At 59.2% G+C, this 13,737-nt stretch carries 12 protein-coding genes and 1 pseudogene; 10 read left to right on the top strand and 3 right to left on the bottom strand.

Translation table 11 applies throughout. The annotated features are described in order from the left end of the window. Position 1: 1 nt before the first annotated feature. Genes BLT55_RS03895 through murB form a run of 3 tightly spaced genes read left to right on the top strand, consistent with a single transcriptional unit; the run spans position 2 to position 2,002 of the window. A complete protein-coding gene (locus tag BLT55_RS03895) occupies positions 2-187 on the top strand; it encodes a Trm112 family protein (protein WP_007253405.1) in 186 nt (61 codons plus the stop codon). After that, the gene (kdsB, locus tag BLT55_RS03900; RefSeq protein ID WP_055001161.1) at positions 184-948 is read left to right on the top strand and encodes a 3-deoxy-manno-octulosonate cytidylyltransferase; all 765 of its coding nucleotides are present in this window, start codon (positions 184-186) and stop codon (positions 946-948) included. The genes BLT55_RS03895 and kdsB overlap by 4 nt, the downstream gene beginning before the upstream one ends. A gap of 34 nt (positions 949-982) precedes the next feature. Continuing rightward, positions 983-2,002 carry a UDP-N-acetylmuramate dehydrogenase gene (murB, locus tag BLT55_RS03905; protein ID WP_055001160.1) on the top strand — a complete coding sequence of 340 codons (1,020 nt, stop codon included), beginning with the start codon at positions 983-985 and terminating at the stop codon, positions 2,000-2,002. A 152-nt stretch (positions 2,003-2,154) separates the two neighbouring features. Here murB and BLT55_RS03910 read toward each other — a convergent pair. Together BLT55_RS03910 and rne are read right to left on the bottom strand one after the other, a co-directional pair. Further along, positions 2,155-3,395 (bottom strand): IS3 family transposase gene (locus BLT55_RS03910; RefSeq protein WP_244158993.1). Its coding sequence is split into 2 segments (ribosomal slippage): positions 2,155-3,044 and positions 3,044-3,395, totalling 1,242 coding nucleotides; the frame shifts between segments, so codons are not numbered across the junction. Positions 3,396-3,505: 110 nt separating this feature from the next. After that, the gene (rne, locus tag BLT55_RS03920; protein ID WP_054999509.1) at positions 3,506-6,811 is read right to left on the bottom strand and encodes a ribonuclease E; all 3,306 of its coding nucleotides are present in this window, start codon (positions 6,809-6,811) and stop codon (positions 3,506-3,508) included. A gap of 726 nt (positions 6,812-7,537) precedes the next feature. Here rne and rluC point away from each other — a divergent pair. The 3 genes and pseudogenes from rluC (at position 7,538) to sppA (ending at position 10,169) form a co-directional block, all read left to right on the top strand. Then, on the top strand, positions 7,538-8,494 hold the full coding sequence (gene rluC, locus BLT55_RS03925; RefSeq protein ID WP_007253401.1) for a 23S rRNA pseudouridine(955/2504/2580) synthase RluC: 957 nt from the start codon (positions 7,538-7,540) through the stop codon (positions 8,492-8,494). Then, a complete protein-coding gene (locus BLT55_RS03930) occupies positions 8,484-9,146 on the top strand; it encodes an HAD-IA family hydrolase (RefSeq protein ID WP_054080087.1) in 663 nt (220 codons plus the stop codon). Before rluC ends, BLT55_RS03930 begins: the two co-directional genes overlap by 11 nt. A 23-nt stretch (positions 9,147-9,169) precedes the next feature. Continuing rightward, positions 9,170-10,169: pseudogene (gene sppA / locus BLT55_RS03935) on the top strand (signal peptide peptidase SppA). Positions 10,170-10,232: 63 nt separating this feature from the next. Here the strand turns inward: sppA and BLT55_RS03940 are convergent. Then, the gene (locus tag BLT55_RS03940) at positions 10,233-10,811 is read right to left on the bottom strand and encodes a Maf family protein (RefSeq protein ID WP_054999510.1); all 579 of its coding nucleotides are present in this window, start codon (positions 10,809-10,811) and stop codon (positions 10,233-10,235) included. A 106-nt stretch (positions 10,812-10,917) separates the two neighbouring features. Here BLT55_RS03940 and BLT55_RS03945 point away from each other — a divergent pair, with 106 nt between their 5' ends. The 4 genes from BLT55_RS03945 to fabD all read left to right on the top strand — a co-directional run bounded on the left by BLT55_RS03945 (position 10,918) and on the right by fabD (position 13,723). Then, positions 10,918-11,445 (top strand): YceD family protein, encoded by a 528-nt coding sequence (locus BLT55_RS03945; RefSeq protein ID WP_002552687.1) that lies wholly within the window; start codon positions 10,918-10,920, stop codon positions 11,443-11,445. A gap of 13 nt (positions 11,446-11,458) precedes the next feature. Next, entirely contained in the window at positions 11,459-11,641 is a 183-nt protein-coding gene (gene rpmF / locus BLT55_RS03950; protein ID WP_002552688.1) for a 50S ribosomal protein L32, read from the top strand. A 4-nt stretch (positions 11,642-11,645) separates the two neighbouring features. Beyond that, positions 11,646-12,668 (top strand): phosphate acyltransferase PlsX, encoded by a 1,023-nt coding sequence (gene plsX, locus BLT55_RS03955; RefSeq protein WP_054999511.1) that lies wholly within the window; start codon positions 11,646-11,648, stop codon positions 12,666-12,668. 116 nt (positions 12,669-12,784) lie between these two features. Then, the gene (fabD, locus tag BLT55_RS03960; protein WP_054999512.1) at positions 12,785-13,723 is read left to right on the top strand and encodes an ACP S-malonyltransferase; all 939 of its coding nucleotides are present in this window, start codon (positions 12,785-12,787) and stop codon (positions 13,721-13,723) included. Positions 13,724-13,737 lie beyond the last annotated feature (14 nt).

Genomic DNA, 13,737 nt, shown 5'->3' on the forward strand with positions numbered 1-13,737 from the left:
TATGGACACCAAACTACTCGACATCCTCGCTTGCCCCGTCTGCAAGGGACCATTGAAGCTCAGCGCCGACAAAACCGAGCTGATCAGCAAAGGCGCGGGCCTGGCCTACCCGGTTCGCGATGGCATTCCGGTCATGCTGGAAACCGAAGCCCGTACCCTGACCACCGACGAGCGCCTGGAAAAATGACAGCAGCCTTTACCGTTATCATCCCGGCGCGCTATGGCTCCAGCCGCTTTCCGGGCAAGCCGCTGAAACTCATCGCGGGCAAGCCCATGGTCCAGCTGGTCTGGGAGCAAGCGCGCAAGAGCAGCGCCGAGCGCGTGGTGATCGCCACCGACGATGCGCGCATTGTCGAGGCCTGCCAGGCGTTTGGTGCCGAAGTGCTGCTGACCCGCGATGACCATAATTCCGGCACCGACCGTCTGGCCGAGGTGGCCACCCAATTGGGGCTGGCGGCTGACGCGATCGTGGTCAACGTTCAGGGCGATGAGCCGATGATTCCGCCTGCGGTCATCGACCAGGTGGCGTCCAACCTTGCCGCTCATCCCGAGGCTGGTATTTCGACACTTGCCGAGCCTATCGATGACGTGGCGGCGCTGTTCAATCCGAATGTCGTCAAGGTCTCGACGGACATCAACCGGCTGGCGCTGACGTTCAGCCGTGCGCCGCTGCCGTGGGCGCGTGATGCGCTGGCCAGGAGCAAGGACGAGCTGCCGGCCGGTGTGCCGTATCGTCGTCATATCGGGATCTATGCCTACCGCGCAGGTTTTCTGCATGACTTCGTCAGTTGGGGGCCGTGCTGGCTGGAAAACACCGAGAGCCTCGAACAATTGCGCGCGCTGTGGAACGGTGTACGGATACACGTTGCCGATGCACTGGAAGCCCCGCCGGGCGGCGTCGACACGCCTGAAGACCTTGAGCGTGTAAGACGCCTGCTGGAGGTTTGATGCAGTTTATTCAGGTGAGCGGGCAGGTGAGGGCATGACCTTGCAGATCCGCCCTGCGGTTTCCCTGAAACCGTTCAATACCTTCGGCGTCGATGTGCAGGCGCGTCTGTTCACCGAAGCGCACAGCGATCAAGACGTCCGCGAGGCGCTGGCGTATTGCGCCGGGCATGATCTGCCGCTGCTAGTGATTGGCGGCGGCAGCAATCTGTTACTGAGCGCAGATGTGCAGGCGCTTGTGCTGCGCATGGCCAGTCGCGGCATTCGTATCGTGCGTGAAGACTGCATGGAGTCGATCGTCGAAGCCGAGGCCGGTGAGCCTTGGCATCCGTTCGTTCAGTCCTGTCTGGAGCTGGGATTGGCGGGGCTGGAAAACCTCAGCCTGATCCCGGGCACTGTCGGCGCGGCGCCCATGCAGAACATCGGCGCGTACGGGGTCGAGATCAAGGATGTTTTCCACAGTCTGACGGCACTGGACCGCGAGACGGGCGAACTGCGTGAGTTTTCCCTGGAGGACTGCGCGTTTGGCTATCGCGACAGCGTATTCAAGCATCAGGTGACGCGCTGGTTGATTCTGCGTGTGCGCTTCAGGCTGACCCGTGAAGCCAATTTGCACCTTGAGTACGGTCCGGTTCGTCAGCGTCTGAATGAGCTGGATATCGATAAGCCGACTCCGTTCGATGTCAGTCGCGCAATCTGTGCCATCCGCAGCGAAAAACTGCCGGACCCGGCGGTACTGGGCAATGCGGGCAGTTTCTTCAAGAACCCGGTGGTTTCTGCTGATCTGTACTTGACGATCAAGCATGAACATCCCGGTATAGTCGGCTATCCGCAGCCCGATGGCCGGGTGAAGCTGGCGGCAGGCTGGCTGATCGAACAGGCTGGCTGGAAAGGCTACCGTGACGGCGACGCAGGTGTGCACACGCTTCAATCGCTGGTGCTGGTCAATTACGGCCAGGCGACCGGCCTGCAACTCCTGGAACTGGCCCGCCGCATACAGACCGACATCGCCGAACGTTTTGGCGTGACGCTGGAGATGGAGCCTAACCTCTACTGAGATACGGCTTTGCGTACTCCAAATCGAGCGCCGGAATTACAAGTCTGTTGCGAACGAGCGACCTGTATTGCTCGCTAGGCCAGATCAAGCGCCACGTATTTAAGGTGAGCGCAGCACCAAACTGAATCAACATGTCTAGTCCTGAAATAGGTTTACACCTGTTTCACGCTCAAAAACGCCCGATGCACCGCGTCGGGCGTTTTGTATTTCAGGGATAGGTGCGGTCGCTCCCCATTATAGATCTGCACCGATTCATCCACCATTTTCACTGCATCTGCCAAGTCTTTAGGCCGATGGAGTAGAAACTCGGTCTTCAAAATTCCGTTTATTCGCTCGGCCATAGCGTTCTGGTAACAGTCATAGCCATCAGTCATCGAGCACTGGATTTCATGCCTGGTATGCAGACGTTGGTAGAGGTCGGAACAGTACTGGGCACCGCGATCTGAATGATGAATCAGCATCTGATCGGTTTTTCGCTCTCCTACCGCTTTTTCCAGTGCCTTTATCACCGACTGTGTATGCAGGCTCTCATGCACATGATGACCAACAATCTTGCGTGAGTACGCATCTGTCACAAGGCTCACATAGGCCACGCTTTCCTGTGTAGGCAGATAGGTGATGTCTGCAACCCAGACCTGTTCGGGTCCATTGGCCACGACTTGTTCAGGACCTGCTTTGAGCAGGTTGGGGTGGCGGCGAAAGCGATGATGACTATGAGTGGTCTTGTGATAAGCCCGTTTGCGCGGAACCAGCTCGCGCGCATCACGAAGGATGGTAAACAGACGGTCTCTACCCACGCACAACGACGCAGGAGCTTCGACGCTCATCAAGTAGTGCAGCTTGCGCGTTCCCAGCCTGGGCTGGCGACGCCGCTTTTCCAGGACGAAGTCCACCACCTCTTGGTCTTGGCGGACCTTCGCGTCAAAAGCGCGATTACGCTTGTAATACGCTTGACGCGAAATACCCATGAACAGGCAAGCCCTGGTAATGCTCAGGTCTTGGATTTGCCCTTGCGAGAGGACTTGCCGGGTCGCTTTTTTACGATGGAAACACCGTAGTCATTTTTCAAGACGTTCACGACAGCTTCAAAGAACTGGGCCTTCTGATTGCTCAGCACCAGCTGTTCTTCAAGCTCTTTAATCCGCTGCTCAGGTGTCGGCGGGAGTGTTGGCTCGGTCATGGACCTGTTCCTCGGCTCTCGAATTGATGCGCCTTGGCTCCAATCCTGTCGACCGTGCTTTCGTAACCAGACCAGCACCGTCGACCGGCCTTGGATGCCATAGCGTCGCTGGGCTTCTTTATAACTCAACTCGCCTTTTTCAACCTGATCTACGACCGATAATTTAAAGGCTAGCGTGTAATCGCGCTGGCTGCGCCTTTTGCCCGAATTCATTGAGTCCTCCTGAGGAAAGGTCAGAAGGTGTAAACCTTATTCAGGACGGGACAACAGACATGAAAAAGCCCCGCCTGCTTGCACAGGCGGGGCTTTTTCATGGGCCGGGGTTAGGCGAGGGGCTTATGCTCGGTCTCTTTCTCGGCTTCATGTTGCAGCTGAATCACGGAATCTTCAGCTTTTTCCTCGGTTGCCGGCGAAGGCTGGACCGATTCTGCATCAGCGGCAACAGGTGCTGCTTCGGCGGCTGGAGCGCTGTTGCCAGCGGCTTCCTGCTGACGACGTGCTTCTTCTTCGCGCTTGCGGCGACGAACTTCACGCGGATCGTTCGGCGCGCGGCCGGTGCTGCTGACCGCTGGCGCAGCAGGCGTTTCTGCAACGGCTGGCTCTTGCTCTTGCGATGCAGGTGCCTGTTCTTCGATGGTGGCCTTGGGCGCGACGTAAGGAGCTGACTCCTCCTTCTCGGCCATCGGCTCGACAACGACGGGTTCAGCGACCGGAGCCGGCACCGGCGTTGGCAGTTCAGATGATTCAGTGGCAGGCACTTCCTCATGGACCGCAGCTTCGACCGGCGCTTCTGGCGTCGGCTCTGGCGTTGGTTTGAACGGCACGACGCGTTCTGCGTGCGGTGCTTCGAACAGCTCGGACTGCGCCGCGATAGCAGGTGTTTCCACTGCCGTTGGCTGAACTTCAACCTCTGGAGCGGGCCGGGCTACTGGAGCATCGTCTGCTACCGGGGCTTCGACGGCTGGCACTTCGACGGTCGGCTCTGCCGCAACGGGCGTTTCTACCGCTGGCGTCGGCGCTTCAGTGTCAGTGATGGTTGTTTCAACGACAGGGGCTTCAGTTGCAGGTGCTTCGGCAACCGGCGTCTGTTGCGCAGGCTCTGCATCCGAGTCGGCTGCGGCATTGTTGGCACGTTCGGCCTGCTGATGCGCATCGGCTTCGGCCGGAGCACTGATCACGCTGCTGGCGGCAGAAGCTGCGGCGGTGAAGCCCAGGCCAGCCGACAGGTCGGCGCTGCCTTCTTCTTCGCTACCGTTTTCTTCAGAGCCTTCGATCACATTGCCGTTGGCATCACGCTGACGCTCGCGACGGTTGCTGCGGCGACGCTGACCACGGGAGCGGCGGCGAGGGCGATCACCGTCGTTGCCGTCGTTGCTTTCCTGATTGTCGTCTTGCGTCTGCTCTTCGTTGAGCAGCACTTCCTCTTCTTCGCTCACGGCAGGCGCGGCCTGTTCGGCGCGTGGTTGACGCTCTTCGCGAGGCGCGCGTGGCTGACGTTCTTCACGCGGAGCGCGTTCTGGACGTTCTTCACGGGCGAGGTTCACGGCAGGCGCGGCATCCAGCGGCTCACGCAGTTCGCGGACCGGACGGTCTTCACGAGCTTCACGCGGCTTGCGCTCGCGAGAGGTACGGGCCGGACGTTCTTCGCGCGGTGCCGATTCTTCACGGGCTTCACGGGGTTCGCGTACGGCGCGTTCTTCACGAGGTGCACGCTCTTCACGCGGCGCACGCTCTTCGCGAGGGGCGCGCTCGGCACGCTCTTCGCGTGGAGCACGTTCTTCACGCGGCTTGCGCTCTTCATCACGACGATTGTTGCGGCCACGGCTCTGTTGACGACCGTTGCGGCGTTCTTCGTTGCGCGCAGGACGCTGCTCGGCCACCGGCTTTTCAACCACCACCGGTGCAGCAGGCTCTTCCTTGCTCGCGAACAGGCTGACCAAGGACTTCACCAGGCCTTTGAACAGGCTTGGTTCGTGAACCACCGGGGCCGGAGTTGCAACAGGCTCGGCCACTTCTACCGGAACCGGCGCATTGGCACGTGCCGGGGCGGTCTTGACCGCAGCTTCCTGACGCACCAGAGTGCGGGTTGCAGCGGCCAGCGGGGCGATTTCTTCAACTTCGGCAGCCGCAGCGGCGATTTCGTAGCTGGTCTGGTTGTTATGTGCTTCCGGACTGTCATCGCGCAGACGCTGAACTTCGAAGTGCGGCGTTTCCAGATGATCGTTCGGCAGAATGATGATGCGCGCACGCGTACGCAGTTCGATCTTGGTGATCGAGTTGCGCTTTTCGTTGAGCAGGAACGCAGCAACCGGGATCGGCACCTGAGCGCGCACTTCGGCAGTGCGGTCTTTCAGGGCTTCTTCTTCGATCAGGCGCAGGATTGCCAGCGACAGCGATTCGACGTCGCGGATGATGCCGGTGCCGTTGCAGCGCGGGCAAACGATGCCGCTGCTCTCGCCGAGCGACGGACGCAGGCGCTGACGGGACATTTCCAGCAGGCCAAAGCGCGAAATGCGACCGACCTGAACGCGGGCACGGTCGGCTTCCAGGCTTTCGCGGACTTTCTCTTCCACGGCGCGCTGGTTCTTTGCAGGCGTCATGTCGATGAAGTCGATGACGATCAGGCCGCCGATGTCACGCAGACGCAGTTGACGGGCGATTTCCTCAGCCGCTTCAAGGTTGGTCTGCAGGGCGGTTTCTTCGATGTCGCTGCCTTTGGTGGCGCGCGCCGAGTTGATGTCGATGGACACCAGTGCTTCGGTCGGATCGATAACGATGGAGCCACCGGAAGGCAATTCGACGACGCGCTGGAAGGCGGTTTCGATCTGGCTTTCGATCTGGAAGCGGTTGAACAGCGGAACGCTGTCTTCGTAAAGCTTGATCTTGCTGGCGTACTGCGGCATCACCTGACGGATGAAGGTCAGGGCTTCTTCCTGGGCTTCGATGCTGTCGATCAGGACCTCACCGATGTCCTGGCGCAGGTAGTCGCGGATGGCGCGGATGATGACGTTGCTTTCCTGGTAGATCAGGAAAGGGGCGCAGCGATCCAGGGACGCCTCTTTGATGGCGGTCCAGAGTTGCAGCAGGTAGTCGAGGTCCCACTGCATTTCTTCGCTGCTGCGGCCAAGACCTGCGGTGCGAACGATTAGGCCCATGTCGGCAGGGGCGATCAGGCCGTTCAGCGCTTCGCGCAGTTCGTTACGCTCTTCGCCTTCGATACGACGCGAAATGCCACCGGCACGCGGGTTGTTCGGCATCAGCACCAGATAACGGCCGGCAAGGCTGATGAAGGTGGTCAGGGCCGCGCCCTTGTTGCCACGTTCTTCTTTCTCGACCTGAACGATGACTTCCTGGCCTTCGCTCAGGACGTCCTTGATGTTGACGCGGCCTTCAGGGGCTTTCTTGAAGTACTCGCGGGAGATTTCCTTGAGGGGCAGGAAGCCGTGGCGCTCAGAGCCGAAATCGACAAAGGCAGCCTCGAGGCTGGGTTCGATACGAGTGATTCGGCCTTTATAGATGTTGGCCTTCTTCTGCTCGCGTGCACCTGACTCGATGTCCAGGTCGTAGAGGCGCTGGCCGTCTACCAGTGCAACACGCAACTCTTCGGGTTGAGTTGCGTTAATCAGCATTCTTTTCATGTAGTACCGTCGGTTTCCGGGCTGCCGGAAACGGCGTTCGGCACACACGACTTCTCACGGTCGGTGTCAGGGCACGTCAGGAGTGGTTGAACACTCCAGTGTCTAGCGAGGTCCTCGCCCAGAGGGGGCGGAGGGTCGCGACGACGTTTCCTGCTTGCTGTGGTGGCATAAGACACCCTTTTCAGCAAAAGCTTTGTCAGGAGGAGGAATCGACCATCGGTAGCGGACGAGATGAAGCGTCTAGAACAAGCCTTGTGCTACACAGTCCGATGGTTGTGCGTCTCCACCCTACACGTATCCCTGATAATTCGGGTGCTGCCGCGCGCAGAATCCGCAGCGGGTTGGCATTTACCGCAGTCTTCGAAAGGGAAGACCGCGCATCATGGCTTAAGGCGTTGTTCCCGAAACGTTCGCTCGTTGCGTCTGGAAGCGACTGCACTTTGTGAACTGGCCATGAACTGTCCGCACTGACGGCGAGCTGTCTGCTCTGCTGTCAGGCGCGTATCCGGCCTCATGTCACCTGCGCTCGTTACGCTTTCGTCGTGCTCCGTTGTCACCGAACGCCCCGTAGGACGGCCTCGCGTCCTCGTGAATTGCGTTGGTCAGGGCCGGTTGTCAACCGTTGATCCGCTGTCCGGCCGCTTATGGCGGCGTTCGCGACTATATCAGCAATCATTAAGTGCTTCAAATCCATAAAAAATTGTTATGATTTGCGGCATGACGAATATTGCCCCTCCAACCCCCGGCGTCCAGCTGGTTGAGGTTGCGCCGGAACTTGCCGGTCAACGCATCGATAACTTTCTGATCACTTATCTCAAGGGTGTGCCCAAAACCTTGATCTACCGCATTCTGCGCAAAGGCGAAGTGCGTGTGAACAAGGGGCGGATCAAGCCCGAGTACAAGTTGCAGGCAGGTGATATCGTGCGCATTCCTCCTGTGCGCGTGCCCGAGCGCGATGAGCCGGTGCCGGTTGCGCAAGCCCTGTTGCAGCGCCTCGAGGCGGCGATTGTCTACGAAGACAAGGCGCTGATCGTGCTCAACAAGCCTGCGGGCATTGCCGTGCACGGCGGCAGTGGTCTGAGCTTCGGCGTGATCGAAGCGTTTCGCCAGTTACGCCCGGATGCCAAGGAGCTTGAGCTGGTGCATCGCCTCGATCGCGACACCTCCGGGTTGCTGATGATTGCCAAGAAACGCAGCATGTTGCGCCATCTGCACGAGGCCCTGCGCGGCGATGGTGTCGACAAGCGTTATATGGCGCTGGTACGCGGCAACTGGGCCACTGCGCAAAAACAGGTGCGCGCGCCGCTGCTCAAGAGCAATCTGCGCTCCGGTGAGCGCATGGTCGAGGTCAATGAAGAGGGCAAGGAAGCGCTGACCCTCTTTAAGGTGCTGCGTCGTTTCGGCGACTTCGCCACCATGGTTGAGGCCAAGCCTGTCACCGGGCGTACGCACCAGATCAGGGTGCATACGCTGCACGCCGGTCACGCCATCGCCGGTGACACCAAATACGGCGACGAGAATTTCAGTCGTGAAATTCGCGATCTGGGCGGCAAGCGTCTGTTTCTGCATGCCTACATGCTTACCGTGCCGATGCCTGATGGCAGCAAATTGAATGTACAAGCGCCCGTCGACGAGATGTGGGCAAAGACAGTGGAGCGTCTGAGTGCAACGTGATTACGATCTGTTGATTTTCGATTGGGACGGTACGCTGGCTGATTCGGTCGGTCGAATTGTCCAGTCCATGCGCACGGCGGCCGTCCAGAGCGGTCTTGAGATACGTGACGATTCTGCGATCAAGGACATTATCGGTCTTGGGCTTCCCGAGGCGGTCCGGACCTTGTATCCGCAGATCGACGACAGCCTTTTGACCGAATTCCGTCAGCATTACGCTGATGCCTACATGGCGATGGATAACGTGCCATCTTCGCTGTTCGAGGGGGTTGTGGAGTCCATGCAGGCATTCCGCGAGGATGGCTATCGTCTGGCGGTGGCGACCGGCAAGGCGCGTCGCGGGCTTGATCGGGTGCTGGAAGCCAATGGCTGGGCTGATTACTTCGATATCACACGAGCGGCCGACGAAACGGCGAGCAAGCCTGATCCGTTGATGCTCAACGAGATTATGGCGCACTGCGGTGTTGCGCCCGAGCGCTCGCTGATGATTGGCGACGCCTCTTTCGATTTGTTGATGGCGCGCAATGCCGGTATGGACTGCGTGGCGGTGGGCTATGGCGCGCAGCCACTGGAGTCGTTGCGTCAGTTCGAGCCGCGTCTGGCCATCGAGCATTTTTCCGAGCTGCGTACCTGGTTGAACCGGCGCAGCGTCTAGTTTTCGCTAAGGGTAAAAGAAGCATGTCTGACGAATGGAAAGCACCCGGTTCGCAAAACGCGGACGAGGGTATCAATGGCAGGGAAGAGGCTAAAAGCTGGAAGCTTCTCGAGAAAACGTTGCTCGCCAGTGTTCAGGAGCAGCGACGTGCACGGCGCTGGGGGATCTTTTTCAAACTGCTGACCTTTGTGTTTCTGTTTGTGGCCGTGGTCCTGCCGATGCTTGATTTCGAAGGCGGTACCTCGCGTCGCGCCAGTCACACGGCGCTGATCGACGTGCAGGGCGTGATCGCCGACAAGGAATCGGCCAGTGCCGAGAACATCGTCACTGCGCTGCGCGATGCGTTCGAGGACGAAAAGACCAAGGGCGTCATCTTGCGCATCAACAGTCCGGGTGGCAGCCCTGTGCAATCCGGCTACGTGTATGACGAGATCCGTCGTCTGCGTGCCGAGAAGCCGGATATCAAGGTTTATGCGGTGATAACCGATCTGGGCGCTTCGGGTGCTTACTACATCGCCAGTGCGGCCGATCAGATCTATGCCGACAAGGCGAGCCTGGTGGGTTCCATCGGTGTGACGGCGGCCGGTTTTGGGTTTGTGGGGGGCGATGGAAAAGCTGGGCGTGGACCGTCGGACTTACACGTCGGGCGAGCACAAGGCATTTCTTGATCCGTTCCAGCCGCAAAAAGCCGACGAGACGCAGTTCTGGCAGAGCGTGCTGGACACAACCCATCGTCAGTTCATCGCCAGCGTCAAACAAGGTCGCGGCGATCGTCTGAAGGACAAGGATCATCCCGAGCTGTTCTCTGGCCTGATCTGGACGGGTGAGCAAGCGGTCGGGCTGGGTTTGGTGGACGGCCTGGGCAGTGCGAGTTATGTGGCGCGTGATGTAATCAAAGAAAAGAACATCGTCGAGTACACCGTCGAAGAGTCACCGTTTGATCGTTTCTCGAAGAAACTGGGCGCCAGTATTGCCGAGCGGATCGCCATGCTGGTGGGCTTTAACGGTCCTGTGCTGCGCTGATACCGTTGTCGCTCCGAAAAGCCCTGATCGTCGCCGGTCAGGGCTTTTTATTGGGTGTTCGGCTCAGGGGATGCTGATTCCTTCCTTTATAAGCATGTCCACCAGGCGAATCAGCGGCAGCCCGATCAGGCTGGTCGCGTCACTGCCTTCGGTGCTGCGAAACAGGCTGACACCCAACCCCTCGGCCTTGAAGCTGCCAGCGCAGTCGTAGGGCTCTTCCGCGCGCAGGTAGCGTTCAATGCTGGCTCGGTCCAGTTCGCGCATGTGCACGGTAAAGGGGACGCAGTCGATCTGGCGTTCGCCAGTCGAACTGTTGAGCAGTGCCAGGCCGGTCAGAAAGGTCACGCTGGCGCCGCTCGCGGCGCCAAGCTGCTCCATGGCGCGCTCGAATGTATGGGGTTTGCCCAGTATTCGGCCATCGAGGACGGCGACCTGGTCGGAGCCGATAATCAGGTGGTGCGGATATTCGCCCGCCAGCGCCTCTGCTTTCTGCCTGGCAAGGCGCATGACCAGGTCGCGCGCGGCTTCGTTGGGGCGAGGGCTTTCGTCGATATCCGGGGATTTGCAGGTGAACGGCACGCGCAGGCGGGCTAGCAGTTCGCGGCGGTATGGGGAGCTGGAGGCAAGGAGCAGGGATGGCATGCGGTTCTCCGTTTTCTGATCGGCGATTCTAATCAGTGACCAGAGTGACGAACAGGCCTGAATTTCCTTTGACATGCCAAGGGGGCATCCCTAGAATGCTGCGCCTATGTTGAATGACCCGATTCCATCTCACGTTGACCCGCGCAAATTGTCTGATCGCGGCACTACCCTTCAGGGTGAAGTGCTGCTGGGCGATTTGAAAAGACTCTGCGACCCGCTTGCCGACACTGTCGGTACGGTGCAGGCGAAATTCGTTTTTGAGCGTGACGAACGCCGTTCTGTAGTTATTCACAGTTCGATAGACGTCCCGGTCAAGATGGTTTGTCAGCGTTGTCTTGAGTTGGTCACCCTGCCGATCCACAGCGAATGCAGTTATGCCGTGGTGAAGGAGGGTGCGAATACCCAGTCGTTACCGAAAGGTTATGACGTGCTGGAACTGGGCGAAGATCCTTTGGATCTGCTGGCATTGATCGAGGAGGAGCTCTTGCTCGCCTTGCCCATTGTGCCTGCTCATCATCCTGAAGAATGCCAGCAACCGGCGGGTCTCGATGAGCCCGAACCGAGCGTGGACGAGGTAACGCGGTCCAACCCGTTCAGTGTATTGGCGCAGTTAAAGCGTGACCCAAACGTTTAGGAGTTAATCAATTATGGCTGTTCAGCAGAACAAAAAATCCCGCTCTGCCCGTGACATGCGTCGTTCGCACGATGCTCTTGAGGCAAGCACTCTGTCGGTAGAAAAGACCACGGGTGAAATTCACCTGCGTCACCACGTATCGCCAGAAGGCGTATACCGTGGTCGTAAAGTGATCGACAAGGGCGCTGACGAGTAATTTCTTGTCCGCTCCGATCATCGCGATCGACGCAATGGGCGGGGATTTCGGTCCCCGCAACATTGTTCAGGCTAGCCTTGCGTGCCTGACAGCTACGCCCTCGCTTCATTTGGCCCTTGTCGGCCAGGCATCCCTGATTGAAGAACTGATCGCCAGCCATCGTGGTGTTGATCGCTCGCGTCTGCGTGTTGTCAACGCCAGCGAAGTCATCGCCATGGACGAGCGTCCTTCACAGGCCTTGCGTGGCAAGCCCGAATCGTCGATGCGGGTGGCCCTTGAGCTTGTAGCGAGCGGGGAGGCCCGTGCCTGTGTCAGTGCTGGCAATACCGGTGCGCTGATGGCGCTCTCCCGGCATGTGCTCAAGACCTTGCCGGGTATTGATCGGCCGGCAATGATCGCCGCCATTCCCACCCGCACAGGCCATTGCCAATTGCTGGACCTGGGGGCAAATGTCGATTGCAGTGCCGAGGCGCTCTATCAGTTTGCCGTGATGGGCTCGGTCCTTGCTGAAATCCTCGGCGTTGCACAGCCCAGGGTTGCCCTGCTCAATGTCGGTACGGAAGACATAAAGGGCAATCAGCAGGTCAAGCAGGCGGCAGAGCTGTTACAGGCAGCCGCGCAGCTCAACTATATCGGCTACGTCGAAGGTGACGGTGTGTACCGCGGCGAGGCGGATGTTGTGGTGTGCGACGGTTTTGTCGGTAATGTGCTGCTTAAATCGAGTGAAGGGCTGGCAACCATGATTGCTGCCAGAATCGACACGTTGTTCAATCGCAATCTGCTCAGCAGGGCGGTAGGGGCGCTGGCCTTGCCGTTGTTGAAGCGGCTTCAGGTCGAGCTGGCTCCCGCGCGACACAATGGCGCAAGTCTTTTGGGGTTGCAGGGCGTCGTCGTGAAAAGTCACGGTTCCGCAAGTGTTTCCGGGTTCCAGAGTGCAGTTTATCGGGCCATGACCGAGGCCTCGGAAAACCTGCCGCAACGCCTGAGCAGCCAGCTTGAAGCGATGTTTCGTGACGCTCGGGGCTGAAAATGTGACGTGTCCGACTGGTCAGTCATCCAAACGATCAGTCATGCATGTTTGAATACCCGCGTTCGGCCAGTCCGGACGCCCATTTTGGCGCCAATAATTCAGAGGCTTGTCACATGTCTGCATCCCTCGCATTTGTATTTCCGGGTCAAGGCTCGCAATCGCTTGGCATGCTTGCCGAGCAAGGCCAGCAGCATCCGTTGATTCTCGATACGTTCGAGCAAGCGTCCGAGGCCCTTGGTTACGACCTGTGGGCGTTGACCCAAGGCGGCCCGGCCGAGTTGCTCAATCAGACTGACAAGACCCAGCCTGCAATTCTGACCGCTTCTGTGGCCTTGTGGCACGTGTGGCTGGCAGAGGGCGGTGCAATTCCGGCTTTTGTTGCCGGTCACAGCCTGGGTGAATACAGTGCGCTGGTCGCTGCGCAAAGCCTCAGTCTGGCGGACGCTGTCAATCTGGTGGAGCGCCGTGGTCAATTGATGCAGGAAGCGGTGCCGGCCGGTCAGGGCGGCATGGCGGCGATTCTCGGCCTTGATGATGCTGACGTGATCGCAGCCTGCGCCGAAGCGGCTCAGGGTGAAGTCGTCAGCGCAGTCAATTTCAACTCACCAGGACAAGTGGTTATCGCCGGCTCCGCCGAAGCGGTCAAGCGCGCCATGGAGTTGTGCAAAGCCCGTGGCGCCAAGCGCGCTTTGCCGTTGCCGGTCAGCGTACCTTCGCATTGCGAACTGATGCGCCCGGCTGCCGAGCGTTTTGCCGAGTCCATCGAAGCGATCGACTGGCAGGTGCCGGAAATTGCTCTGGTGCAGAACGTCAGCGCCAGCGCGGTCAGCGATCTGGCGACACTCAAGCGCGATTTGCTTGAACAGTTGTACAAGCCGGTACGCTGGGTTGAATCCATTCAATTTCTGGCGAGCCAGGGTGCGACGCAGTTGGTGGAATGCGGCCCTGGTAAAGTGCTGGCAGGTTTGAACAAGCGTTGCGCCGAAGGCGTGATGACCTACAACCTTGACACCCCGGATGCCTTTGCCGCCGCACGCGCGGCACTGGCCTGATTAGGAGAAGACTG

Source organism: Pseudomonas cannabina (genome assembly GCF_900100365.1).
Taxonomy (GTDB): Bacteria; Pseudomonadota; Gammaproteobacteria; order Pseudomonadales; family Pseudomonadaceae; genus Aquipseudomonas; species Aquipseudomonas cannabina.